We start from the raw sequence: 24,921 nt of genomic DNA on the forward strand, positions 1-24,921 counted from the left end.
GACAGCGGTTTTCTTATTTAAAAACAAAAAACTAAAAGGGCGGATTCGTTAGCAAGCTAGCGACCGTCAATTTGCAGACGTCTGACAGAAATTTCTGAATTGGAAACTCTTCGTTACGGACTGTAAATAAATGTTTACGAAAACAGCGATAAAGCCCAGTGAAAGGAGGCTGTTATCAAGGCTGTAAGGAAAACCTGCCGAAGCCCCATCGGTCGCGGGCTGCGCAAGGCTCTGGCGCGCTTGTTTCAGAGGCGTTTGAAGGGTGAGATGCGCCTCATGCCTGCCGTGCAGGTGCATAACAAGAAGGAGGCGCAATGAACGCCGTGACTGATTTCCACTTCTCACCGTGGGACGATTTTTCCACCGTTCCCGTCGATGGCCCGCAAAGGCCTGACTCAATTTTTGCAGCCGCTCGAGCGTCTCGAGGCGGACACACGCAATCCCGGCAACCGACACGCTGATCCAGCGGGGTCTGGCGGCAGGGGGTTAGCGGTGTACAATGCGCCGCGTTTTAACTGTGACCCTCTGCGTAATCGCATGAATCTCAAGGCTATCCGCCTTGTTCACTCCGCCGCGCCACAAGCGTGTCGGGTTCGATTTCGTCACAGATAAAAACAAACAGGTGACGCATGACCGTTGTAAAAAAGCTGAACTCCTGGTGCCTGCGCTGGGGTTTGATCGGGGCTGCCTGAAATCGCAACCTTGCAGCAACGTCTACTGAACATCATCAAACCTTGCGTGAGACCTTTTTCATGAGTGGACAACCCTCGCAATCAGGCGAGCTGAAACGCGGCCTGAAAAATCGACATATTCAACTGATCGCCCTCGGTGGCGCGATCGGTACCGGATTGTTCCTCGGCTCGGCCGGGGTCCTGAAATCCGCCGGCCCGTCGATGATCCTCGGCTACGCCATCTGCGGCTTCATCGCCTTCATGATCATGCGCCAGTTGGGCGAGATGATCGTCGAAGAGCCGGTGGCCGGTTCCTTCAGCCATTTCGCACACAAGTACTGGGGCGGCTTCGCCGGTTTCCTGTCGGGTTGGAACTGCTGGATTCTGTACATTCTGGTGGGCATGTCGGAGCTGACCGCGGTCGGCAAGTACATCCACTACTGGGCGCCGGATATCCCGACCTGGGTGTCCGCTGCCGGTTTCTTCGTGCTGATCAACCTGATCAACCTGGCCAACGTCAAAGTCTTCGGTGAAGCCGAATTCTGGTTCGCGATCATCAAGGTCGTGGCGATTGTCGGCATGATTGCCCTCGGCAGTTACCTGCTGGTCAGCGGCAACGGTGGCCCGCAAGCCTCGGTCAGCAACCTGTGGTCGCACGGTGGTTTCTTCCCCAACGGCGTCAGCGGTCTGGTGATGGCCATGGCGATTATCATGTTCTCGTTCGGCGGCCTGGAAATGCTCGGTTTCACCGCGGCCGAGGCCGACAAGCCGAAAACCGTGATCCCGAAAGCGATCAATCAGGTGATCTACCGGATCCTGATTTTCTACATCGGCGCCCTGGTGATCCTACTGTCGCTGACCCCATGGGACAGTCTGCTGGCAACCCTCAACGCTTCCGGCGATTCCTACAGCGGCAGCCCGTTCGTGCAGGTGTTCTCGATGCTCGGCAGCAACACCGCCGCGCACATCCTCAACTTCGTGGTGCTGACCGCTGCGCTGTCGGTATACAACAGCGGCACCTACTGCAACAGCCGTATGCTCCTGGGCATGGCCGAGCAGGGTGATGCGCCGAAAGCACTGGCGAAAATCGACAAGCGCGGCGTGCCGGTGCGTTCGATTCTGGCCTCCGCGGCGGTAACGCTGGTGGCGGTGCTGCTCAACTACCTGATCCCGCAGCATGCGCTGGAACTGCTGATGTCGCTGGTTGTGGCGACCCTGGTGATCAACTGGGCAATGATCAGCTTCTCGCACTTCAAGTTCCGCCAGCACATGAACAAGACGAAGCAGACACCGTTGTTCAAGGCGCTGTGGTATCCGTACGGCAACTACGTTTGCCTGGCGTTCGTGGTGTTCATTCTCGGCGTGATGCTGTTGATCCCGGGCATTCAGATCTCGGTGTACGCGATTCCGGTGTGGGTCGTGTTCATGTGGGTCTGCTACGTGATCAAGAACAAGCGTGGCGCGCAGCAGGCGCTGCACGCGGCGGGTTCAGCTGCGAAGTAAGCAAGCGGCACAAACAACAAACCCGGCCAATGTGCCGGGTTTTTTGTTGCCTTTGTAGGAGCTGCCGCAGGCTGCGATCTTTTGGCTTTTAATCACCAAGATCAAAAGATCGCAGCCTTCGGCAGCTCCTATAGGGTTGATGGCGTATCCTGCACGCTCTGAATACGGACGCTTTTCCATGCTGGTGATTTCCAACAATGTGCATCTGCCGGATGCCGAGATCGAATTGACGGCCATTCGCGCCCAAGGCGCTGGTGGGCAGAACGTCAACAAGGTCTCCAGTGCCATGCACTTGCGCTTCGACATTACGGCCTCGTCCTTGCCCGAGTTCTACAAGGAACGGTTGCTGGCGCTGCGCGACAGTCGCATCACCAGCGACGGCGTGTTGATCATCAAGGCCCAGCAATACCGCACGCAGGAAGCCAACCGGGCCGATGCGCTAGAGCGTCTGGTGGAGTTGATCCTCAGCGCCACCAAAGTCGAGAAGAAGCGTCGCCCGACCAAGCCGACCCTCGGTTCAAAGAAGCGCCGGCTCGAATCGAAAACCAAGCGCGGCAGCATCAAGGCCGGGCGCGGCAAGGTGGATTTTTAGTCTTCGCGGTATTTCGCGGTGTGCTTGTACAGATACACGCTCAGCGCCAAACCGCTCAGTGAGGCGAGGGCGGCGAACAGGAAGATCGAGGCGAAACCGAAACCGGCAGCAACGGCGCCGGCAATTGGCCCGGTGATCCCCAGCGACAGGTCGATGAACAGCGAGTAGGCGCCGACTGCCGCGCCACGGCTGGAGGCTGGCACCAGATTCACCGCTTCCACGCCCAGCGCCGGGAACACCAACGAGAAACCGAAACCGCTCAATGCCGCCCCCGCCAATGCCCAATGCGCATCGGGCGCCATCCACAGCAGCAACAGTCCCAATGTTTCTACCGACAAACAGGCAATCGCCACGCGGAAGCCGCCGAGGCGATTGATCAGGTTGCCGAACAGCAGCCGCGCGCCGATGAAACTGGCGCCGAACAGGCTCAGGCACAACACCGCGTTGTCCCAATGCTGCGTGGCGTAATACAGGGTGATGAAGGTGGCGATGGTGCCGAAACCGATCGAGCCGAGTGCCAGTCCGCAGCCGTGCGGAAAAACCCGCCCAAGCACATGCATGAACGGCAAGCGCTCACCGGCCACCACCGGGGCGGCGGTTTTCGGCCACGCCAGCAGCAAGCCCAGCGCGGCCAGCAAGATGATGCTTACGCCCATGCTCCACAAACCCAATCGACTGACCAGCCACACGCCTAACGGCGCACCGATGGCGATGGCACCGTAACTGGCGATGCCATTCCACGAGATGACTTTGGCGGTGTTCGCCGCGCCGACGCGGCCGATGCCCCAGCCAATCGAGCCGGAGCCAACCAGGCTTTCCGCGCTGCCCAACACCAGGCGCCCGATCAACAGGCTGATCAGGCTAAGCATCGGCAGGTTTGGCGTCCACGCGGAAATCAGCATGAACACGCCGCTAAGGCCACAACCGGCCAGGCCATACATGACGGCCAGTTTGCTGCCCTTGTTGTCGATGATCTTGCCGGCATACGGGCGGCTGAGCAGGGTAGCGAGGTATTGCACGCTGATCACCAGCCCGGCGACGACCGCGCCAAAACCCAGATCGCTGTGGACATAGCCCGGCAGCACTGCGAGCGGAATGCCAATGTTCAGATAACCGATAAAGGTGAAGAGGACGATGGAAACGACTTGCAGCGTGACCGCCAGGGGGCGCTGGGGCTCGGACATAGAGGACGACATGGGTAAAGATCCACGGGAGCAGCACAATAGATAGGCTGCTCATGATACCGGCGAGAAATAATCTGGGGCGGGAAAAGTAAAACTATTTGCCGGGCGGCGACTTCAGGGTTTGGCAGGAGCAACCAGTTGGGTGGTGACCAGTGCAGCGAGGGCATTTTCTTCGCTGCCGAAACGGGCGAGCAGGGCGGCTTGTTTCTCGGGAGAGAGGCGGCTCCAGATCTCGATCATTTTCTCGGTGGCGCCGATCAGGACAGCGGCTTGGCTTTCGGAGAATTCGTCGGTCATGGCGGGCTCGGTTCAGGCAGTGTGGAAAGCGCATATTAGCGCTTTCCACACGGTCTGTACGGCGGGTGTTGCTTACTCGTCGCTGTCGGCCGGACGGCTTTCAGCTGCTTCTTTGGGCTCGGCCTGTGCGGCGCCGGCTTGTTGCATGGTCGTCTGCTCAGGCTCGTGCAGGCTTGGGAAGGGGAGATTAGGAATCTCGTGCATGGTTGCGCTCCTCGCTAAGTCTGTTGATAGATCTGGTAGATCCGCGCTTTCAGAAAGCCTGCGCAGGATACAGCAGGAAAAATGACAATCAGACTTTTAATTCAATTTATTGCGACAAATGGCCGCAGGGGGGCGGCGGAAAGCAAAAGGCTGCTGCAAAAACACATGTAGGAGCTGCCGCAGGCTGCGATCTTTTGATCTTGTTTTAAAAGCAAGATCAAAAGATCGCAGCCTGCGGCAGCTCCTACATTGGATTGATCGTTCCCAGGCGGAGCGTGGGGACGGTCAGTACAGGGTGTTGCGGTGTCTCGCCTAGTTGCAGACTTCGGCGATGGCCTCGGCCAGCAGCGCCAGGCGTGTCGCATCGATGCCGGCAACGTTGGCCCGACCCGAACTCACCATGTACACACTGTGATGCTCGCGCAGTTGTTTCACCTGCTCCGGCGACAAACCGGTGTAGGAGAACATCCCGCGCTGCACGCCAATGTGTGCAAAACGCTCGCGCAACCCGTGCGGCTCCAGCGCTTCGACCAGGCCGCTGCGCAGCTGCGCAATACGCAAGCGCATGGCTTCCACTTCATCGGCCCAGCGGGCTTTCAGCTCTGGATCGGCGAGGATAGTCGCGACCACAGCTGCACCATGATCCGGCGGCGTCGACCACAGATTGCGGGCGATGTTGGCCAGTTGGCTGCGGATGTCGATGAGCTTGTCAGCGCTTTTCGCGCAGACGATCAGCGCACCGGTACGGTCGCGATACAGGCCGAAGTTTTTCGAGCAGGAACTGGTGATCAACAGCTCAGGCAGTTCAGCGGCGAATAACCGGGTTGACCACGCATCCTGCTCCAGACCATCGCCAAAGCCCTGATAGGCGAAGTCGATCAGCGGCAGCAAATCACGACTGCGCACCACGTCCAGCACACGCTGCCAGTCGTCGTGGCTCAGATCGAACCCGGTCGGGTTGTGGCAGCACGCATGCAGCAACACCACGTCGCCCTTGGGCACATCATTGAGCACCGCGAGCATCGCTTCGACGTCGAGACGGTTGTCGCTGCCCACATAAGGGTAGTGACTGACCTTGACCCCGGCCGCCGCGAAAATGGTTTCGTGGATCGGCCAGGTCGGATTGCTCAGCCATACGCCTTTGCCCGGCAGGCATTGGGCGATGAAGTCGGCAGCCAGACGCAGGGCACCAGTGCCGCCCGGCGTCTGAGTGGCGCCTGCACGCTGTTCGGCGAGCAGTTTCGAGTCGGCGCCAAGCACCAGCTCGTTGATGACCTTGCCGAACAACGGATTGCCGTGGCCACCGATGTAGGTCTTGGTGTCTTGGCTTTCGACCAGCCGCGCCTCGGCGATTTTCACCGCTTCCGGGATCGGCGTCAGGCCTTGGGCGTCCTTGTAGACGCCAACGCCCAGGTCGAATTTGCGCGGGTTAGGGTCCTGCGCATACGCCTCCATCAAACCGAGGATAGGGTCGCCGGGTACCCGGCCGATGGCGTCGAAGTGCATTACTTGCGCCCTTCAGCGGTCTTGGCCACTTCATCCGTGCGCGCAGCCATGATGAAGTCGTTGCGGTGCAGGCCTTTGATCGAGTGGCTCCACCAGGTCACGGTGACTTTGCCCCACTCGGTCAGCAGGCCCGGGTGGTGACCTTCGGCCTCGGAGATCTCGCCGACGGCGTTGGTGAAGGCCAGTGCGTGCTTGAAATTTTTGAACAGGAACAGTTTTTCCAGTTGCATCACGCCATCGCGAACTTCGATGTTCCAGTCAGGGATCTGCTTGATCAGGATCGGCAGTTCTTCGTCGCTGACTTGTGGCGCATCGGCGCGGCAGGCTTCGCAGTGGGCTTGGTTCAAAGTAGACATGGTGGGCTTCCTGAAATCTGGAGGTGTTTTTTTATATTGGCCGTCAATGCCGCCACGCTAAAGCAAAGTGGCGGCAACTGACAGACTCACTTGTCAGCAAAAGTGGCGGGTCACGCCGCTTTCGGTTTTGGCGGAAATTTCGGCGCATGCAGACCCAGCTGCATACCTTGTCTGACCATGGCCATGATGTCTTCATGGGCCACATCGAACAGGCGCTTGAGGTTCGGCAGGACAAAGTACAGCGGTTGCAGGATGTCGATGCGATACGGCGTGCGCATCGCTTCCAGCGGGTCGAATGCCTGATGTTCGGGCTCGTCCGACAGCGAATAAACAGTTTCTTTCGGCGAAGACAGGATGCCGCCGCCGTAGATGCGTTTGCCTTGCGGGGTGTCGACCAGGCCGAACTCGATAGTCATCCAGTACAGGCGCGCAAGATAAACGCGCTCTTCCTTGGTCGCTTGCAGGCCAAGTTTGCCGTAGGTGTGGGTGAACTCGGCGAAATACGGGTTGGTCAGCAGCGGGCAGTGACCAAAAATCTCGTGGAAAATATCCGGCTCTTGCAGGTAGTCCAGTTCTTCGCGGGTGCGAATAAAGGTGGCCACGGGAAATTGTTTGCTGGCGAGCAATTCGAAGAAGGTCTGGAAGGGGATCAGCGCCGGGACGCGGGCGACCTGCCAACCGGTGGTCTCGCCGAGCACCTTGTTGATCTCGCCCAGTTGCGGGATGCGGTCGTGGGGCAGACCGAGTTTTTCGATACCGTCCAGGTACTCCTGGCACGCACGACCCTCGAGCACTTTCAGTTGGCGAGTGATCAGCGTGTTCCACACCGCGTGTTCTTCGGCGGGGTAGTCGATAAAACCTTGCGCATCGGGCTCGCGGGCCACGTATTGCGTCTGCTTCATACTGCTCTCCTGCTAGGGGAATTCGTTCTTGTTATGTCCAGCGATGGACTCAGAATTACCTGAGAGTGTGGCGGTGTGCAGTAGGTTGAATCGTACGGTCGTAGGAAATTTCTGTGGATTTCGTAAAGTATTCGTTACGGTTTTGCGGATATCTCGCAATTACGGCGATTCTCAGGTTTGAAAAGGTCAGCGGCTGTCACATAATCTTGACAACTATCTGCGCGCCTCGACAGAAAGTCTGGCGCCGTCCCCTGTAGGAGTGAGCCTGCTCGCGATAGAGGTGTGTCATTCAAAATCAATGCTGCCTGATGTATCGCCATCGCGAGCAGGCTCACTCCTACAGGTTTCTCATCGTTAATCCGGGCCTTTTATATGCGTATCAAAGTCCACTGCCAGAACCGCATCGGCATCCTGCGCGACATCCTCAACCTGCTGGTGGCGTACGGGATCAACGTCGCGCGCGGCGAGGTCGGTGGTGAGCATGGCAACGCGATCTATCTGCATTGTCCGAACCTGATCAATATCCAGTTCCAGGCGCTGCGGCCGAAATTCGAAGCGATTGCCGGGGTGTTCGGCGTCAAGCGCGTAGGGCTGATGCCGAGCGAGCGCCGGCACATGGAATTGAACGCTTTGCTCGGTGCGCTGGAGTTTCCGGTGCTGTCGATCGACATGGGCGGCTCGATCGTCGCCGCCAACCGCGCGGCGGCACAGTTGCTCGGCGTGCGGGTCGATGAAGTACCGGGGATTCCACTGTCGCGCTATGCCGAAGATTTCGATTTGCCGGAACTGGTGCGGGCGAATAAATCGCGAATCAACGGCATGCGGGTCAAGGTCAAAGGCGATGTGTTTCTGGCCGACATCGCTCCGCTGCAATCGGAACACGACGACAGCGAAGCCATGGCCGGTGCGGTGTTGACCCTGCACCGCGCCGACCGTGTCGGCGAGCGCATCTATAACGTGCGCAAGCAGGAGTTGCGCGGGTTCGACAGCATTTTCCAGAGCTCCAAAGTCATGGCGGCAGTGGTGCGTGAAGCACGGCGGATGGCGCCGCTCGATGCACCTCTATTGATAGAAGGCGAAACCGGCACGGGCAAGGAGTTGCTGGCGCGCGCCTGTCACCTCGCCAGTCCGCGCGGGCAATCGCCGCTGATGGCGCTCAACTGCGCGGGTCTGCCGGAGTCGATGGCCGAGACCGAACTGTTCGGTTATGGCCCCGGTGCTTTTGAAGGTGCGCGCGCCGAAGGCAAGCTGGGTCTGCTGGAATTGACGGCAGGGGGGACGTTGTTTCTCGATGGCGTGGGTGAAATGAGTCCGCGCTTGCAGGTGAAACTGTTGCGCTTTCTGCAGGACGGCTGCTTCCGTCGCGTCGGCAGTGATGAAGAGGTTTATCTGGATGTACGGGTGATTTGCGCGACGCAGGTGGACCTGTCCGAATTGTGCGCGCGGGGCGAGTTTCGCCAGGATCTGTATCACCGCTTGAACGTGCTGTCGCTGCACATTCCACCGCTGCGCGAATGCCTCGACGGTTTGACGCCGCTGGTAGAGCACTTCCTCGATCAGGCCAGTCGGCAGATCGGCTGTCCTCTGCCAAAACTGGCGCCAGCGGCGATGGATCGGCTCAGCCATTACCACTGGCCGGGCAACGTGCGGCAGTTGGAAAACGTGCTGTTCCAGGCCGTTTCGCTGTGTGACGGCGGTACGGTTAAAGCCGAACATATTCGTCTGCCGGATTACGGCGTGCGTCAGCCACTTGGCGATTTTTCGCTGGAGGGCGGGCTGGACGAGATCGTCGGGCGCTTCGAAAAAGCGGTGCTGGAGCGATTGTATTCGGAGCACCCGAGCAGTCGGCAATTGGGCAAGCGACTTGGCGTTTCGCACACGACCATTGCCAATAAATTGCGTGAGTATGAGGTGGGCAAGAACATCGAGTCCTAGGGACAAAAGATCGCAGCGTGCCTCAGCTCCTACATTTGAAATGTAATCCCCCCCTGTAGGAGCTGCGGCACGCTGCGATCTTTTGATCTGTTGCCGCGAAGCGGCACAACACCGCCGGTTTTTCGACTTCGATACATTTCCCCTTTCTCCGCAATCCCCCTCAAGTCCTTTGTTTACCGGGCTTCGCCCTGCCAGAAAAAAGTTGGTCTGCAAATTGCTTATGGCTCAGCAGTACAGCAGTGGGCGGCAAACGTCCGGCATGCAGAGGAAAGAGCGTGGACAAGTACCTTTATGTGGCAATGACCGGCGCGAGCCAAAACGCGCTGGCGCAAAGGGCTCATGCCAACAACCTGGCGAACATTTCCACCAACGGTTTTCAGCGCGACCTGGAGCAGGCGCGTTCGATGCCGGTGTTCGGTGACAGCTTTCCGGCGCGCGCGTTTGCCATGAGCGAGCGGCCCGCCACCGACTTCACTCCGGGCTCGCTGGTGCAGACCGGGCGTGACCTGGACGTCGCCGTGACCGGCAACGGCTGGATCGCCGTGCAGAACCCGAGCGGCGGCGAAAGCTACGTGCGCACCGGCAGCCTCAACGTCGATGCCCTCGGTGTATTGCGCGCCGGCAACGGCATGCCGGTGATGGGCAATGGCGGTCCGATCGCCGTGCCACCCGAGCAGCAGATCGAAGTCGGTGAAGACGGCACCATCAGTATTCGCGCGATGGGCGAAGGCCCGCGTGTGATGGCCGAAGTCGACCGGATCAAACTGGTCAACCCGGACATCAAGAGCATGAATAAAGGCCTCGACGGCTCGATCTACACCAAGGACGGCCAGCCGGCGCAGGCCGATGCCAACGTCAAACTGGTGTCGGGTTTCCTTGAGTCGAGCAACGTCAATGCCGTCGAAGAGATGACCTCGGTGCTGGCCCTGGCCAAGCAGTTCGAGTTGCACATCAAGATGATGAACACCGCCAAAGACGACGACCAGGCCATGGCTCGGGTCTTGCAGATCAGCTAATTATCAGAACGTCGCGCCGTAAAACAGGCGCACGAGGAGAATCGAATGCTTCCGGCTCTATGGGTTGCCAAAACGGGTCTGTCCGCTCAGGACACCAACCTGACCACCATTTCCAACAACCTGGCGAACGTTTCGACCACGGGTTTCAAACGTGACCGCGCCGAGTTCCAGGACTTGCTGTACCAGATCAAACGCCAGCCAGGCGCCCAGTCGACTCAGGACAGCGAACTGCCGTCGGGTCTGCAAGTGGGTACCGGTGTGCGCATCGTCGGCACCCAGAAAAACTTCACCGCCGGCAGCCTGCAAACCACCGAGCAGCCGCTGGACATGGCCATCAACGGTCGCGGTTTCTTCCAGATCCTGCAGCCGGACGGCACCACGTCCTACACCCGTGACGGTACGTTCCACCTCGACTCCAATGGCCAGATCGTCAACGCCAGTGGTTTCGCTCTGGAGCCTGCGATCGTTATCCCGAACGACGCGCAAACCTTCACCGTCGGCAATGACGGCACCGTTTCCGTCACGCTGCCGGGCAACGCCGCCTCGCAAGTGATCGGCAACCTGCAGACCGCTGACTTCATCAACCCGGCCGGTCTGCAAGCCGTGGGCAACAACCTGTTCCTGGAAACCGCCGCTTCCGGCGCGCCGCAGGTCGGTACTCCGGGTCTGGCCGGTTTCGGCACCACGCTGCAGAACACCCTGGAAACGTCCAACGTCAGCACCGTTGAAGAGATGGTCAACATGATCACCACTCAGCGCGCTTACGAGATGAACTCCAAGGTGATCTCCACCGCCGACCAGATGCTCTCGTTCGTAACGCAGAATCTGTAATCAAGTCTATGAGGCGGCCATGAGGTCGCCTGCAACACCGTGAGGTAGGGTCATGAATCGCTTTGTATCTGTTCTGGCATTGAGTGGGGTCGTCTCGCTCGCGGGCTGCGTCGCCCCGACGCCCAAGCCCAATGACCCTTACTACGCTCCGGTGTTGCCGCGCACGCCGTTGCCGGCGGCTGCCAATAATGGCTCGATCTATCAGGCCGGTTTCGAGCAGAACCTGTACAGCGACCGCAAAGCGTTCCGGGTCGGTGACATCATCACCATCACCCTGAACGAGCGCACCCAGGCGAGCAAGAACGCCAACTCGCAGATGGACAAGAACAGCGACAACTCGGTCGGTCTGACCTCGTTGTTCGGTTCCAGTCTGACCACCAACAACCCGATTGGTGGCGGCGACCTGAGCCTGAACGCCGGCTACAGCGCCGACCGCTCGACCAAGGGTGACGCCAAGTCGGGACAGAGCAACAGCCTGACCGGTTCGATCACCGTCACCGTCGCCGACGTTTTGCCTAACGGCATCATCGCTGTGCGCGGCGAGAAGTGGCTGACGCTGAACACTGGCGATGAGCTGGTGCGAATTGCCGGCATGGTCCGCGCCGATGACATCGCTACCGACAACACCGTGTCGTCGACTCGCGTCGCCGATGCACGCATCACCTATTCGGGTACTGGCGCATTTGCCGACACGAGTCAGCCAGGCTGGTTCGACCGCTTCTTCCTCAGCCCGCTGTTCCCTTTCTAGGTGGCTACGTTGAATCTGAAAAGCCTCATGCTGGCCGCGCTGTTGTTGCCGGTGGCCTTCACTGCACACGCCGAACGGTTGAAAGACATCGCCAGTATTTCCGGCGTGCGTTCCAACCAGTTGATCGGCTATGGCCTGGTGGTCGGGCTTAACGGCACCGGTGACCAGACGACACAGACTCCGTTCACCCTGCAGACCTTCAACAACATGCTCTCGCAGTTCGGCATCAAGGTGCCGCCGGGTTCGGGCAACGTGCAGTTGAAGAACGTCGCGGCGGTTTCGATCAGTGCCGATCTGCCGGCGTTCGCCAAGCCGGGTCAGCAGGTCGACATCACCGTTTCGTCGATCGGTAACTCCAAGAGCCTGCGCGGCGGCACACTGTTGCTGACCCCGCTCAAGGGTATCGACGGCAACGTCTACGCCATCGCTCAGGGCAACCTGGTTGTCGGTGGTTTCGACGCCGAAGGTCGTGACGGTTCGAAGATTACCGTCAACGTTCCGTCGGCCGGTCGCATCCCTGGCGGTGCGTCGGTTGAGCGTTCGGTGCCGAGCGGGTTCAACCAAGGCAACAGTCTGACGCTGAACCTCAATCGCTCCGACTTCACCACCGCCAAACGCATCGTCGACAAGATCAACGACATGCTCGGCCCTGGCGTCGCACAAGCCATTGACGGCGGTTCGATTCGCGTGACCGCGCCGCTCGATCCGAGCCAGCGTGTCGACTACCTGTCGATCCTGGAAAACCTCGAAGTCGATCCGGGTCAAGCCGTCGCCAAAGTCATCATCAACTCGCGTACCGGCACCATCGTCATCGGCCAGAACGTGAAGGTTTCGCCAGCCGCCGTGACTCACGGCAGCCTGACCGTGACCATCACCGAAGACCCGATCGTCAGCCAGCCAGGCCCGTTGTCCAACGGCCAGACCGCTGTCGTGCCGCGTTCGCGAGTGAATGCCGAACAGGAAGCCAAACCGATGTTCAAGTTCGGCCCGGGCACCACCCTCGACGAGATCGTTCGTGCGGTGAACCAGGTCGGCGCGGCACCGGGTGACCTGATGGCGATTCTTGAAGCACTGAAGCAGGCCGGCGCGTTGCAAGCCGACCTGATCGTGATCTGAGGACGGCCACTATGGATATGCGCAAAAGCGGTGTGGTCGGCAGCAGCGATTCGGGTTCCTACTCCGACCTCAATCGTCTGAATCAGCTCAAGGTCGGCGACAAGGACAGCGATGCGAACATGCGCAAGGTTGCGCAGGAGTTCGAATCGCTGTTCCTCGGTGAAATGCTCAAGTCGATGCGCTCTGCCACAAATGCGTTGGGCGAAGACAATCCGCTGAACACGCCGGCGGCCAAGCAGTATCAGGAAATGTACGACCAGCAACTGGCCGTTTCCATGTCCCGCGAGGGTGGTGGTATCGGTCTGGCCGACGTGCTGATGCGCCAGATGTCGAAGAACAAACCGATGGCGCCGGGCGAGGCTGAAGCCGCCTCCGCTGCCAAGCAGGAAGCCGCGAAAGCCGCTGCCGCCAATGTCGCCACACCGATTGCTGCCGGCACCGTCGGCACTGGCCCGTTGTCACGCCTCAATGGCGAGCGTCCGCTGTGGGCCTCGCGTTCGGTGCATGCACCGAACACCCAGCTCGCGCACAGCAATGACATGGCGCTGATCAATCAGCGTCGTCTGGCCTTGCCGCCGAAACTGGCTGATCGTTTGCTCGCAGGGCTGGTGCCGTCGGCCACGCCTGCCGCGACAACTCAATTGCCGCAACGCGCCACGACTGCTGCCGTCACTGGCGCAGGCCCGCTGTACAACGGCGACTGGCTGGCGCGTGCCGAGGCCGAGAAAGCCTCAGGCGGCCAGATGCAGGTTTACGGCCGTGCGATGGCGCAGATTCCGCTGGCGCCGGCAAAAAAAGCCTTCAGCTCTGCCGACGAATTCGTCAACACCATGCTGCCGATGGCCAAGGAAGCCGCCGACCGTATCGGTGTCGATCCGCGTTACCTGGTGGCGCAAGCCGCACTGGAAACCGGTTGGGGCAAATCGGTCATGCGCGCGCAGGACGGCAGCAGCAGCCACAACCTGTTCGGTATCAAGGCGAGCAGCAACTGGCAGGGCGATTCGGCCCGGGCAATCACCAGCGAGTTCCGCAATGGCGCGATGGTCAAGGAGACGGCCGAGTTCCGTTCCTACGCCTCGTACAAGGACAGCTTCCACGATCTGGTGACTTTGCTGCAGTCCAATAATCGCTATCAAGAAGTGTTGAAGTCGGCCGATAACCCAGAACAGTTTGTACGCGAGTTGCAGAAGGCCGGTTACGCAACCGACCCGAACTACGCGAGCAAGATTTCGCAGATAGCCAAGCAGATGAACAGTTTTGAAAACTACGCTGCGGCGGGCGTTTCCACCACGCCTTTATAGGCACAAGGTATAAGGTCTGAACCATGAGTTTGCTCAATATCGGGATGTCGGGGCTGTCGGCTAGCCAGTCCTCTTTGGCTACGACAGGCAACAACATTGCCAACGTCGACACCGCCGGTTATTCGCGCCAGCAAACCGTGCAGGGCACTAAATCCTCGCAGCAGTTCGGCAGCGTTTTCATCGGCACGGGCACAACCCTGGCCGACGTGCGCCGGGTCTACAACTCGTACCTGGAAACCCAGTTGCACACCGCGACTTCGCTCAACAGCGAATCGGCGTCGTATCTGGCGCAAGCCAAACCACTGGACGGCACGCTGTCCGACGTCAACACCGGCCTGACCGGTGTGTTGCAGAAATTCTTCACCTCGATGCAGGGTGTATCGACTTCCGCCACCGATGACACTTCCCGTCAATCGGTGCTGACCGGCGCACAGGCGCTGACCGGTCGCTTCAACTCCATCGCCAAGCAGTTGAGCGACCAGAACACCACGATCAACGGCAGCCTGAGCGACATGACCGCCCAGGTGAACAAACTGGCCAACTCGATCGCCGCGCTTAACCAGAAGATCGGTGAGATCTCCACCAGCGGCGGTGCGCCGAACGATCTGCTCGACAGCCGTAATGAGGCCGTGCGCCAGTTGTCCGAGCTGACCGGCGCGCAAGTCGTCGAGCGTGGCACCAGTTTCGATGTGTATGTCGGCAGCGGCCAGCCGCTGGTCATCGGCAACACCACCAACTCACTCAGCACCGTGCCGAGCAAGGATGACCCGACACGCATGGGCATCCAGATGGATCGCGGCTCGAGCACCATCGACATCACTTCGGTGATCAGCGGTGGCGAAATCGGCGGTTTGCTGACTTATCGCAAAGAAGTGCTCGACCCGTCGCTCAACGAGCTGGGGCGTGTAGCGCTGGTCATCGCCGATCAGATCAACAGCCAGCAAGCCCAGGGCATCGACAAGAACGGTGACTTCGGCGCGGCGATTTTCAACAACATCAACAGTGCCGCGCTGATCAGCCAGCGCAGCATTGCGCAGTCGGGTAACAGCGCAGGCTCGGGCAACCTTGACGTCACCATCAAGGACACCGGCAAGCTGACCACCAGCGATTATCAGGTGACGTTCACCAGCGCCACCGATTACACCGTCAAGCGCTCTGACGGTACCGAGATGGGGACGTTCAGCACCAACACGACGCCACCGCCGGTGATCGACGGCTTCAGCCTGGCCCTAAAGGGCGGCGCATTGAGCGCGGGCGACAGCTTCAAAGTGACGCCGACCCGCAACGCGGCAGCGAGCATTCAGACGGTACTGACCGATCCGAAGAAAATCGCGGCAGCGGGTCCGTTGACTGGTGTGGCCAGCGCCAACGGTCTGGGCACTTTTACCCAGCCGACGCTCACCAGCAAGATCGATATCTACAACCCGACTGCCCAGGCTGACATGCAGGCGGCGCTGAAGAATTCGACGCCGGTCAAGCTGGTGTTCGGTGCGGTCTCCGGGGGCAGCCAGTCTTACACTTTCGTGGATGCCAAGGGCGGTCTCATCAGCAGCGGCACTATCGTTCCTGGTCAAGCGAACACGCTGGACCTGAAAGTCGGCATCGTTGATGCCAGCGGCAACCCGGTGCTGGACACCAGCGTTACGCCGAACGTACAGAAAACCTTCTCCATGCAGACCACCGTTGGCGGTACGCCGAAGCCTGGCGAAACCTTCACCATGAACCTGACCGGTGCGGCGTCCTCGGACAACCGCAATGCGCAATCGCTGGTTGGCCTGCAAACTGCGCAGACCGTCGACACCGGTTCGGCGAGCAAAGGCATCAGCCTGACCGACGCCTACAACAAACTCGTGACAAACGTCGGTACCAAGACCGCACAAGGCAAGTCCGACGTTGAAGCCACCACGGCGATCCTGACGCAGGCCGCCGGTGCGCGTGATTCGTTGTCCGGGGTCAACCTGGATGAAGAAACCGGCAACCTGGTCAAATACCAGCAGTACTACACCGCGTCTTCGCAGATCATCAAAGCTGCGCAGGAAACTTTCGCCACGCTGATCAACAGCCTTTAAGGAGTCGTAATTCATGCGCATTTCCACCGCCCAGTATTACGGAACGCAAGCTGCGGACTATCAGCGTAACTTCAACAAGGCGCTGGCCAGCGCCAGCGAGGCGAGCAGCCTGCAACGCATCAACACGGCCGCCGATGATCCGGTCGGTGCCGGTCGTTTGCTGCAGCTTGGTCAGCAGGCCGCGCTGCTTGAGCAGTACACCACCAATATCAGCAGCACCAAGAGTGCGTTGACCGTGCAGGAATCCACGCTGGATGCCATCACCACGGCGTTGAGCCGCGCCAAGGAAATCTCCCTGGCCGCCAACAACGGCACGATCACCGACAAGGATCGCCAGGCTTACGCGTCGGAACTGGGCGAGATCCAGAAACAAGTGCTGGGCCTGATGAACTCCAAGGATGCCGACGGCAACTACCTGTTCTCCGGTTCGAAAACCGACACCGCACCGTATTCGCAAAACACCGACGGCACCTATTCCTACAACGGTGACCAGACCACCATCAATCTGGGCATCGGCGATGGCCTGGCGGTCGGCACCAATACCACCGGTTGGGATGCATTCCAGCAGACCATCAACACCGGTCGCACCAACACCACCATGACCGCACCTGCGGTGGATGACGGTCGCGTTGTATTGTCCAACGGTACCGTTGGCACCGCTGCCACCTATAACTCGACGTTCACCAGTGGTCAGCCGTACACCGTCGCCTTCGTCAGCAGCACGCAGATGAAGATCACCGACGCGCTGGGTAACGACGTCACTGCTGACGCCAGCAAGAACGGCGTGATCAGCAACACCAGCGGTAGCAACCAGAGCTTCAGCTTCCGCGGTGTCGACATGAAGCTGAACCTCAACCTGAAGGCCGGTGATACCAACCCGGATGCGGTCATTGCCGGGCACAGTTTTCAACTGGCGGTGACCCCGGACACGTTCACCACTTCGCGTAGCCCGGGCAACTCTTCGACGGCGGTGATCACCGGTTCCAGCATCACCGATCAGGCGGCCTACACCGCGGCATTCCCGCAGGGTGGGGCGATCCTCAAGTTCACCAGCGCCACTGCGTTCGATCTCTACGCGGCGCCGGTAACCGCTGACAGCAAGCCTGTGTCTTCGGGCACTGTGGCCGGTAGCAACGCGACGGCAGCCGGTGTGACGTTCGCTCTGGGCAGCGCCCCGGCAGCCGGCGATCAATTCTCGATTCAGCCGAATAACCACCAGACTCAGAACGTGCTCGACACCCTGGGTCAGATGATTACCGCGCTGAATACGCCGATCGATGGCGACCCGGTGGCCAAGCAGAAACTGCAGGGCGCCATGGAAGCCGGTATCGGCAACATCGACGCCGCCACCAATCAGATCGGCACTGCTGTCACGTCTATCGGTGCGCGCGGCCAGTCGCTGGATATGCAATCCGCCACCAACGACAGCCTGAGCACGGCGAACACCACGACCCAAGGCTCGATCCGTGATTCGGACCCGGCTGAAGTCATGACCCGCCTGACCTTGCAGCAGACCATGTTGCAGGCCGCGCAACTGGCGTTCAGCAAGATCAGTCAGTTGGGGCTGTTCAACAAGATCTGATCCTCAACGGGCGCATAAACGCCCGTTTACCCTGTCCCTCAGTCATGTTTTTTTGCGGTATCAAGGGCTCGCTTTTCCGGGCGGGCTCGTACCGCCTGTGAGCCCGCCGTGAATTCACTTCCTCTTGTCAGCCTTGTTATTCCTGCCTTCAATTCGCGCTTTTTCGAGCGGGCATTGCGCAGCGCCGTCAGTCAGGGCTATGGCAATCTTGAAATCATTGTGTGCGATGACAGTCGCGGCAGTGAGATCGAAGACATCGTTGCGTCGGTTGTCGAGCAGTCCGGCGTCACCGTGCGTTATGTGCGTAATCCGCACACGTTGGGAATGATCGGCAATCTGAAAGCCTGCCTCGATCAGGCGCAGGGCGAGTTCATCAAGTTCTTGTGTGACGACGATCATCTGTTTGCCAGCTGTATCGAGTATCAGGCTCGCGTGCTGGCCGAACGTGACGAGGTCAATCTGGTGCTGGCCCAGCGTCTGTTCTGGGACGCCGACGACATGGTGCTGCCTTCACGTCTGGAAAATACGCCACTGTCACCAATCAGTGGCTTGTTCAAGGGTGACGACTTGCTGGCAATCTTCGAGGCGTTCCCGGCGAACATCCTCGGTGGTTTCAGCAGTGCCATGTTCCGTCGCACCGATGTTCTGGAGTTGTTGCCGGCGCTGACGCAGCCCGAGCACTGCTTTGTGGCGAGCCTCGATTTCGCGCTGTTTGTGTGTTTGATGCGGCGCGGCAACGTGGTCGTGTCCAACCACGTGTTGAGTGTCGAACGCCTGTATCCCGATCGTCTGAGCGGCCAGCAAGCCATGAAAGACGCGCTCGAAATCGAGCGGCAATGGCTGATGCAAATGCTCAAGGCGCGCAGCGGAGAATCTGCGCCAGCAAAGGGTTGGGTACGTTATGTGCCGTTGCCCAAGGCAGATGATTCGCCACGGGTCTGGGAAGAACTGCCGCTGAGCCGCACGCTCGGCACCAAACAGAGCGCTCAGATATGGGCGGTTGGCAGTAGCAGTCTGAGTTTTTCCGAACTCTATACGCAATGGCTGGAGTGCCGCACGCTCAGTGACGTTCAGCGCAGACTGTTGCCGGACACGCTGGCAGGCTGGCCGTCCACGCCGCGAATCGTGCCCATCGTGGTTGATGATCAGGGCAGTTCTGCAGCGCTGGAACGTACGCTGGAGAGTCTCGCCGCGCAGGTCTATGCGCCCGAGCTGACACTGGTGTTGTCTTCTACTTGCGCTGAGCCGGTACTGGACGGACGTGTATTCCATTTGCCGCTGCAAGACGATCGCCTGCAGCAGATCAATGAATTGCTGCCACAGCTGCAGGGAGCCGACTGGTTTTATCTGCTGCGTTCCGGTGATCGTCTGGTGCCCCCTGCCTTGCTGATGATGGCCGAGCGAATCGCCTTCAACAGCGATTTGCAGTGTCTATACAGCGATGAAGGCAGTTTGCGGGCGGGTGAGTCGGTGGAGCCGGCATTCAAGCCCGACTTCAACCTCGACCTGATGCGCACCTACCCTTATGTCGGTCGCGCCCTGGCGTTCCAGCGTAATGCCTTTGTGGCGCTCGGCGGATTCGATTCGACGTTCACTGAGTTGGCGCCTCACGACCTGTTGTGGCGGATGGTCGAAGATCAGGGCACTCAGGTGGTCGGGCATCTGGCCGAGATTGCCATCGAGTCGACATTCGATTTGGCCGAGTGGCTATCGCTGCCGCAAGTGACTGAAAGCAACCCGCGATTGCTGACGGCCCATCTTGATCGTCTGGGGATCGCCCACGACATGCGTCGCGGCAGCGTCGAGCTGCTCAATCGAGTCGATTACCGGCATGTGAGCCGGCCGTTGGTCTCGATCATCATTTCTACCCGCGACAAGATTTCGGCGCTGCAGCGCTGTGTCGAGAGCCTGCTGGAGAAAACCGCGTACAGCGAGTACGAGCTGTTGCTGGTCGACAACGGCAGCGAGACAGCCGAGGCCCAAGCCTGGCTGGCCGGTATGGCGCAACTGGGCAGCGAGCGAGTGCGGGTGCTGACATACCCGCAGCAAGGCAACGTCGCAGCCTTGCGCAATTTTGCCGTTGCCCAGGCGCGGGGCGAGTACGTGCTGCTACTCAACCCCTTTGCGGTGATCACTCAGGGTGACTGGCTCGATGAGTTGCTCAACCACGCTCAGCGTCCGGAAGTGGGCATCGTCGGTGCCAAGCTGTTCAATCCCGATGGTTATGTCTTGCATGCCGGGCTGGTGCTGGGTTTGCAGGGGCCGGCAGGTGTGCCGTTCTATGGTCAGGCGATGCAGTCCGCCGGGTACATGTTCCGATTGCAAGCGGTTCAGGACCTGAGTGCCGTCGGGGCTGATTGCCTGATGGTGCGCAAGTCGGTGTTCGATGCGGTTGACGGTCTGGATGAGCAGAGTCTGCCGCGCACGCTGCATGAAGTGGACCTGGCCCTGCGCGTCGCCCGGCAAGGTTATCTGGTGGTCTGGACCCCTTACGCGGTGCTGGCGCTCGGGGCGCAACCCGTCGAGTCGGTCATTGATGAAGCCGCAATCTCACATAGCGAGCAGGAAAAAACCTTTTACAAGCGCTGGCTGCCGGTGGTTGCCCGTGACCCGGCCTACAATCCCAACCTGTCGTTGAACGGGGCCACCCGTTCGAGTTTCACGCTCGAGCCGGGCCTGCGCAGTGGTTGGAGTCCTTTCAGCAATAGCTCCTTGCCGAAAATTCTCGGGCTGCCGATCAATGCCTCCGCCGTCGGGCACTATCGTGTCACCCAACCACTGATCGAACTCGAAGCGGCAGGCAGGGTGCAGGGGCAGATTCGCTATAGCGTGAACCTGCCGCCGATTGTTGAAATCGAGCGTCTGTCACCTGATGTGATTGTTCTGCAAGGCCGTTATGCCGAAGCGCCGATCAACGAGATGCCAGTGCTGCGCGACTACTTCAATGCGCGGCGAATCTATGAGCTGGATGACTACGTGATCGATGTTCCCCACCGCAATGCGCATATCCGCAACATGCCGGACAAGCATCAGATGGAGCGTCTGGTTCGCCGTGCGATCGGCATGTGCGATCGCGTCGTCGTCTCGACTCAGCCGTTGGCCAACGCATTGTCGGATATGCATCACGACATTCGTGTAGTGCCCAACATGTTGGCCAAGGAATTCTGGAGTAACCTGCGCAGCCAGCGCCGGACCTCGAAAAAACCTCGCGTCGGCTGGGGCGGCGGTACCAGTCACCATGGTGACCTGGCGGTGATCGCTGATGTCGTGCGCGAACTGGCGGATGAAGTCGACTGGGTATTTTTCGGCATGTGCCCGGACGACCTGCTTCCGTACATGCATGAGTTTCACGGGGTAATCGCCCTCGACGCGTATCCGGCGAAACTGGCCAGCCTCAATCTCGATCTGGCCTTGGCGCCGCTGGAATTCCACATTTTCAACGACTGCAAGAGCAACCTGCGTCTGCTGGAGTACGGCGCCTGCGGTTACCCGGTGATTTGCACCAACACCGAGGCCTACCAAGGCTATCTGCCGTGCACACGGATCAAGACCAACACCACGGACGAATGGCTGCAGGCAATCCGCATGCACCTGGCCGACCCGGACGCCAGCTATCGCATGGGTGACGATTTGCGCGAAGTCGTGCTGCGCGACTACATTTTGCGCGGCGATAACTTGCGTTATTGGGAAAACGGTTGGCTGGCGGATTGATCGATTTGCGTTGGCCACCATGAAGAAAACAGGCGACTTGGCAGTCGCCTGTTTTTTTTTGCTTGTGCGGTTCGTGTTTGCATCAACCTCGATACATTTTTATTACCACAGCTAAAGCTGTAATCGTTTCCTGTCGATATCAACACATTCGGCTCTTTTTGACGTTCGCTGCGACGACGTGATCGCCACGCGAATCGGTACCGGTTTCACAACAAGGCAAGGAAGAAATAATGGCTGTAATAAACGGGACAAACGGCGCGGATACGCTGACGGGTACCAGTGGTGATGATGAGATCAATGGGGGGGCCGGCAATGACATCCTCATTGGCGGCGCCGGTGCGGACAAATTAAATGGCGGTGAGGGGTTCGATACTGTCGATTACTCGGCTTCCTCGGCCGGCATCAACGTCGACATCCGACCAGGCACAGGCCTGGCAGGCGTTGGTGGTGATGCACAGGGAGATACCCTGACCGGTGTTGAAAAAGTCATTGGCTCGGCGTTCAATGACAGTTTCACCACCGACGCTTACCTCTTCGCCACTTACGAGGGCGGCGCCGGGGATGACATCTATTACGTCAATGGCGGCGGCGTGACGGCCATCGAGCAAGTTGGCGGCGGCAACGATGAAGTGCGCGTGACCTACAAAGACCACACACTGGCAGCCAACATCGAACGCCTGACTTACACCGGCACTGGCTCGTTCACTGGCTGGGGCAATGCCCTCGACAACGTCATCACTGGCGGCAGCGGCAACGACGTGTTCTACGGCGGTGGCGGTGCCGACCAGTTCATCGGCGGCGCCGGTCGCGACACCGTGTCGTACCTCGACAGCACGGTTGCCATGAACATCAACCTGAAAACCGGCGTCGTCTCGGGGATCGGCGCGGGCGATACCTACAACGGTATCGAGGTGATCGCTGGCTCCAAGTACAACGACACCTTCGTGGTTGATAGCCGAATCAGTGGCGTCGACGGCGGTGAAGGTTTTGACACCGTCGATTACTCGACGTCGGCTGCAGGCGTTAACGTCGATATCCGTCCGGGCGCTGGTCTGGCAGGTGTCGGTGGCGATTCGCAGGGCATTACCCTGACCGGCGTCGAAAAGGTCATTGGCTCGGCGTTCAATGACAGTTTCACCACCGACGCTTACCTCTTCGCCACTTACGAGGGCGGCGCCGGAGATGACATCTATTACGTCAATGGCGGCGGCGTGACGGCCATCGAGCAAGTGGGCGGCGGCAACGATGAAGTGCGCGTGACCTACAAAGACCACACACTGGCAGCCAACATCGAACGCCTGACTTACACCGGCACTGGCTCGTTCACTGGCTGGGGCAATGCCCTCGACAACGTCATCACTGGCGGCAGCGGCAACGACGTGTTCTACGGCGGTGGCGGTGCCGACCAGTTCATCGGCGGCGCCGGTCGCGACACCGTGTCGTACCTCGACAGCACGGTTGCCATGAACATCAACCTGAAAACCGGCGTCGTCTCGGGAATCGGCGCGGGTGATACGTTCAACGACATTGAAGTGATCGCTGGCTCCAAGTACAACGACACCTTCGTGGTTGATAGCCGAATCAGTGGCGTCGACGGCGGTGAAGGTTTTGACACCGTCGATTACTCGACGTCGGCTGCAGGCGTTAACGTCGATATCCGTCCGGGCGCTGGTCTGGCAGGTGTCGGTGGCGATTCGCAGGGCATTACCCTGACCGGCGTCGAAAAGGTCATTGGCTCGGCGTTCAACGACAGCTTCACCACTGACGCTTACCTTTTTGCCACCTACGAGGGGGGGGCGGGTGACGACACTTACTACGTCAACGGCGGTGGCGTAACCGTTATCGAACAGGCTGGCGGCGGTAACGATGAAGTACGGGTCAGCTACAAGGACCATACGCTCGCGGCCAACGTCGAGCGTCTGACCTACACCGGTACCGGTGCGTTTACGGGCATCGGTAATGCCCTCGACAACATCATCACTGGCGGCAACGGAAACGACGTGCTGTATGGCGGCGGTGGTGCCGACCAGTTCATCGGCGGTGGTGGCCTGGACACCGTGTCTTACGCCGACAGTACCGTAGGCGTCAGTATCAACTGGAAAACCGGGATCAATACCGGGATCGCGCTGGGTGACACCTACAACAGCATCGAAGCGATGCGTGGTTCGAATTTCAACGACGTATTTGTTGGCGGCACCGCTTCCCTGGTGCTCGATGGCGGTACAGGCTTCGATATGGTCAGCTACGAGTCGTCCGACAGTGCGGTCACCATCGACCTGAAAACCAACGTCAACGCCGGTGATGCTGCGGGGGATACCTTCGTCGGGATCGAGCTCTTCCAGGGCAGCAATTTTGCCGACACGTTGTCCGGTACCACGCTCAACGACAACTTCGTCGGTGGCGGTGGCGCCGACGTGATCGACGGCCGTGAAGGGATCGACACAGTCTGGTACGCCAACAGCGCTGCGGCGGTGAACATCAATCTGCAGTCCGGCGTGAATACGGGCGGTGATGCGCAGGGCGATGTGCTGATCAATGTCGAGAGCATTATCGCGACCAACTTCAATGACACGCTGACAGGCAACGCGCTTGCCAACAGTTTTGAAGGTGGTCTGGGTAATGACGTGATTTATGGCGGCGACGGCAACGATGTCATTTACGGTAGCTACAACACCCAGCTCGGACCTTTCGCGGTCGATGTTGCTGCCAGCGGGCCGCAGGCTGACATGCTGTACGGCGGCAATGGTAATGACCGCATCATCAGCACGGGAGATGACCGTGGCACCTTCGCCTATGGTGAGGATGGTTTTGACACGATTTTTGTCGCCAGTGGCACTGCAGTTGGCGGCGCCGGCAATGACGATCTGCTTGGTACGGGTAAGGGCTTTGCCTTGCTCGGTGGTGCCGGCAATGATGATTTGACCTTTGGCGCCTTGTTCACTCCAGTCGGGCAGATGAAAGCCAGTGGCTTTGGCAACGGCGGAGAGGGTGATGACACCTATTACGTCAACACCAACCTGCTGGTGACTATCCGGGATGACGGGCTTAGCACCAATGACACCTTGATCCTGAATAACGTCCGGTCGGCCAGCACGTTGCAGCTGGCGCGGGTGGGTGATGACTTGTACCTCAGCGATGGATATTCCCCGCCGACCGATCCAACCGCCCAAGGGGTAAAACTGCAGGACTGGTTCGCTGGTGGCAACACCATCGAGCACTTCAAAGCGGCCAACGGTGATGTTCTGCCGATCAATGGAGATGGGTTCAGCATGTTTGGCTGATTCATCCGCCTTGTGGCTTTGAAGGTATTTTGAGCTGTAACGAAGGGAGCCCGACCGTGGCAGGTCGGGCTCCCTTTTTTTATCCGGGCGCTCGTCGCTGTCCCCTGTGATGGTAT

19 protein-coding genes are annotated in these 24,921 nt (G+C 59.5%); 12 read left to right on the plus strand and 7 right to left on the minus strand.

Annotation, left to right across the window (positions count from 1 at the left end; translation table 11 throughout):
* The first annotated feature begins 752 nt into the window (after nt 1-752).
* Nucleotides 753-2,174, plus strand: a complete 1,422-nt coding sequence (locus ACA061_RS07185; protein ID WP_150602958.1) for an amino acid permease — start codon at nt 753-755, stop codon at nt 2,172-2,174.
* Here ACA061_RS07185 and ACA061_RS07190 read toward each other — a convergent pair.
* On the minus strand, nt 2,160-2,354 hold the full coding sequence (locus tag ACA061_RS07190) for a hypothetical protein (RefSeq protein ID WP_497300983.1): 195 nt from the start codon (nt 2,352-2,354) through the stop codon (nt 2,160-2,162). The genes ACA061_RS07185 and ACA061_RS07190 overlap by 15 nt on opposite strands.
* Between ACA061_RS07190 and arfB the strand changes: the two genes are divergently transcribed.
* Nucleotides 2,353-2,766, plus strand: a complete 414-nt coding sequence (arfB, locus tag ACA061_RS07195; protein WP_095122751.1) for an alternative ribosome rescue aminoacyl-tRNA hydrolase ArfB — start codon at nt 2,353-2,355, stop codon at nt 2,764-2,766. The two genes, ACA061_RS07190 and arfB, sit on opposite strands and share 2 nt — an antisense overlap.
* On the opposite strand, the gene ACA061_RS07200 is transcribed toward arfB, so the two are convergent.
* The 6 genes from ACA061_RS07200 to phhA form a co-directional block, all read right to left on the minus strand.
* Nucleotides 2,763-3,962, minus strand: coding sequence for an MFS transporter (locus ACA061_RS07200; protein WP_497300985.1), 1,200 nt, complete (start codon nt 3,960-3,962; stop codon nt 2,763-2,765). The two genes, arfB and ACA061_RS07200, sit on opposite strands and share 4 nt — an antisense overlap.
* A 102-nt stretch (nt 3,963-4,064) precedes the next feature.
* A complete protein-coding gene (locus ACA061_RS07205) occupies nt 4,065-4,247 on the minus strand; it encodes a hypothetical protein (RefSeq protein WP_042558181.1) in 183 nt (60 codons plus the stop codon).
* Between the two features lie 72 nt (nt 4,248-4,319).
* Nucleotides 4,320-4,451, minus strand: a complete 132-nt coding sequence (locus tag ACA061_RS07210) for a hypothetical protein (protein ID WP_263480689.1) — start codon at nt 4,449-4,451, stop codon at nt 4,320-4,322.
* A gap of 312 nt (nt 4,452-4,763) precedes the next feature.
* Nucleotides 4,764-5,957 carry an amino acid aminotransferase gene (locus ACA061_RS07215; protein ID WP_210700862.1) on the minus strand — a complete coding sequence of 398 codons (1,194 nt, stop codon included), beginning with the start codon at nt 5,955-5,957 and terminating at the stop codon, nt 4,764-4,766.
* A complete protein-coding gene (locus ACA061_RS07220) occupies nt 5,957-6,313 on the minus strand; it encodes a 4a-hydroxytetrahydrobiopterin dehydratase (protein ID WP_042558183.1) in 357 nt (118 codons plus the stop codon). Before ACA061_RS07220 ends, ACA061_RS07215 begins: the two co-directional genes overlap by 1 nt.
* Before the next feature lie 110 nt (nt 6,314-6,423).
* Nucleotides 6,424-7,215: a phenylalanine 4-monooxygenase gene (phhA, locus tag ACA061_RS07225; protein WP_150602955.1), complete on the minus strand. Its 792-nt coding sequence runs from the start codon at nt 7,213-7,215 to the stop codon at nt 6,424-6,426.
* A 372-nt stretch (nt 7,216-7,587) separates the two neighbouring features.
* Between phhA and ACA061_RS07230 the strand changes: the two genes are divergently transcribed.
* The 10 genes from ACA061_RS07230 to ACA061_RS07275 all read left to right on the plus strand — a co-directional run bounded on the left by ACA061_RS07230 (nt 7,588) and on the right by ACA061_RS07275 (nt 24,805).
* The gene (locus ACA061_RS07230) at nt 7,588-9,150 is read left to right on the plus strand and encodes a sigma-54-dependent transcriptional regulator (protein ID WP_210553713.1); all 1,563 of its coding nucleotides are present in this window, start codon (nt 7,588-7,590) and stop codon (nt 9,148-9,150) included.
* Between the two features lie 275 nt (nt 9,151-9,425).
* Nucleotides 9,426-10,166, plus strand: coding sequence for a flagellar basal body rod protein FlgF (locus tag ACA061_RS07235; RefSeq protein WP_150618486.1), 741 nt, complete (start codon nt 9,426-9,428; stop codon nt 10,164-10,166).
* Between the two features lie 45 nt (nt 10,167-10,211).
* On the plus strand, nt 10,212-10,997 hold the full coding sequence (flgG, locus tag ACA061_RS07240) for a flagellar basal-body rod protein FlgG (protein ID WP_042558187.1): 786 nt from the start codon (nt 10,212-10,214) through the stop codon (nt 10,995-10,997).
* 52 nt (nt 10,998-11,049) lie between these two features.
* Nucleotides 11,050-11,745 (plus strand): flagellar basal body L-ring protein FlgH, encoded by a 696-nt coding sequence (gene flgH, locus ACA061_RS07245; RefSeq protein WP_150602952.1) that lies wholly within the window; start codon nt 11,050-11,052, stop codon nt 11,743-11,745.
* A 27-nt stretch (nt 11,746-11,772) separates the two neighbouring features.
* A complete protein-coding gene (locus ACA061_RS07250; RefSeq protein ID WP_224450856.1) occupies nt 11,773-12,861 on the plus strand; it encodes a flagellar basal body P-ring protein FlgI in 1,089 nt (362 codons plus the stop codon).
* A gap of 11 nt (nt 12,862-12,872) precedes the next feature.
* Entirely contained in the window at nt 12,873-14,162 is a 1,290-nt protein-coding gene (gene flgJ, locus ACA061_RS07255; protein WP_210553712.1) for a flagellar assembly peptidoglycan hydrolase FlgJ, read from the plus strand.
* Nucleotides 14,163-14,185: 23 nt separating this feature from the next.
* Nucleotides 14,186-16,231, plus strand: coding sequence for a flagellar hook-associated protein FlgK (flgK, locus tag ACA061_RS07260; RefSeq protein WP_210553711.1), 2,046 nt, complete (start codon nt 14,186-14,188; stop codon nt 16,229-16,231).
* A 13-nt stretch (nt 16,232-16,244) separates the two neighbouring features.
* The gene (locus tag ACA061_RS07265; protein WP_150618489.1) at nt 16,245-17,813 is read left to right on the plus strand and encodes a flagellar hook-associated protein 3; all 1,569 of its coding nucleotides are present in this window, start codon (nt 16,245-16,247) and stop codon (nt 17,811-17,813) included.
* Between the two features lie 108 nt (nt 17,814-17,921).
* A complete protein-coding gene (locus ACA061_RS07270; RefSeq protein ID WP_497300990.1) occupies nt 17,922-21,524 on the plus strand; it encodes a glycosyltransferase in 3,603 nt (1,200 codons plus the stop codon).
* Between the two features lie 230 nt (nt 21,525-21,754).
* Nucleotides 21,755-24,805, plus strand: coding sequence for a beta strand repeat-containing protein (locus ACA061_RS07275; RefSeq protein ID WP_497300992.1), 3,051 nt, complete (start codon nt 21,755-21,757; stop codon nt 24,803-24,805).
* Nucleotides 24,806-24,921: the final 116 nt, after the last annotated feature.

The sequence above is a fragment of the Pseudomonas sp. LBUM1668 genome (assembly GCF_059695715.1).

What these genes read in the sequence shown, in the direction of transcription:
- ACA061_RS07185 (WP_150602958.1), top strand. Translation starts at nt 753, where the DNA reads ATGAGTGGACAACCCTCGCAATCAGGCGAGCTGAAACGCGGCCTGAAA.
- arfB (WP_095122751.1), top strand. Translation starts at nt 2,353, where the DNA reads ATGCTGGTGATTTCCAACAATGTGCATCTGCCGGATGCCGAGATCGAA.
- ACA061_RS07190 (WP_497300983.1), bottom strand. Translation starts at nt 2,354, where the DNA reads ATGGAAAAGCGTCCGTATTCAGAGCGTGCAGGATACGCCATCAACCCT.
- ACA061_RS07200 (WP_497300985.1), bottom strand. Translation starts at nt 3,962, where the DNA reads ATGTCGTCCTCTATGTCCGAGCCCCAGCGCCCCCTGGCGGTCACGCTG.
- ACA061_RS07205 (WP_042558181.1), bottom strand. Translation starts at nt 4,247, where the DNA reads ATGACCGACGAATTCTCCGAAAGCCAAGCCGCTGTCCTGATCGGCGCC.
- ACA061_RS07210 (WP_263480689.1), bottom strand. Translation starts at nt 4,451, where the DNA reads ATGCACGAGATTCCTAATCTCCCCTTCCCAAGCCTGCACGAGCCTGAG.
- ACA061_RS07215 (WP_210700862.1), bottom strand. Translation starts at nt 5,957, where the DNA reads ATGCACTTCGACGCCATCGGCCGGGTACCCGGCGACCCTATCCTCGGT.
- ACA061_RS07220 (WP_042558183.1), bottom strand. Translation starts at nt 6,313, where the DNA reads ATGTCTACTTTGAACCAAGCCCACTGCGAAGCCTGCCGCGCCGATGCG.
- phhA (WP_150602955.1), bottom strand. Translation starts at nt 7,215, where the DNA reads ATGAAGCAGACGCAATACGTGGCCCGCGAGCCCGATGCGCAAGGTTTT.
- ACA061_RS07230 (WP_210553713.1), top strand. Translation starts at nt 7,588, where the DNA reads ATGCGTATCAAAGTCCACTGCCAGAACCGCATCGGCATCCTGCGCGAC.
- flgG (WP_042558187.1), top strand. Translation starts at nt 10,212, where the DNA reads ATGCTTCCGGCTCTATGGGTTGCCAAAACGGGTCTGTCCGCTCAGGAC.
- flgH (WP_150602952.1), top strand. Translation starts at nt 11,050, where the DNA reads ATGAATCGCTTTGTATCTGTTCTGGCATTGAGTGGGGTCGTCTCGCTC.
- ACA061_RS07250 (WP_224450856.1), top strand. Translation starts at nt 11,773, where the DNA reads ATGCTGGCCGCGCTGTTGTTGCCGGTGGCCTTCACTGCACACGCCGAA.
- flgJ (WP_210553712.1), top strand. Translation starts at nt 12,873, where the DNA reads ATGGATATGCGCAAAAGCGGTGTGGTCGGCAGCAGCGATTCGGGTTCC.
- flgK (WP_210553711.1), top strand. Translation starts at nt 14,186, where the DNA reads ATGAGTTTGCTCAATATCGGGATGTCGGGGCTGTCGGCTAGCCAGTCC.
- ACA061_RS07265 (WP_150618489.1), top strand. Translation starts at nt 16,245, where the DNA reads ATGCGCATTTCCACCGCCCAGTATTACGGAACGCAAGCTGCGGACTAT.
- ACA061_RS07275 (WP_497300992.1), top strand. Translation starts at nt 21,755, where the DNA reads ATGGCTGTAATAAACGGGACAAACGGCGCGGATACGCTGACGGGTACC.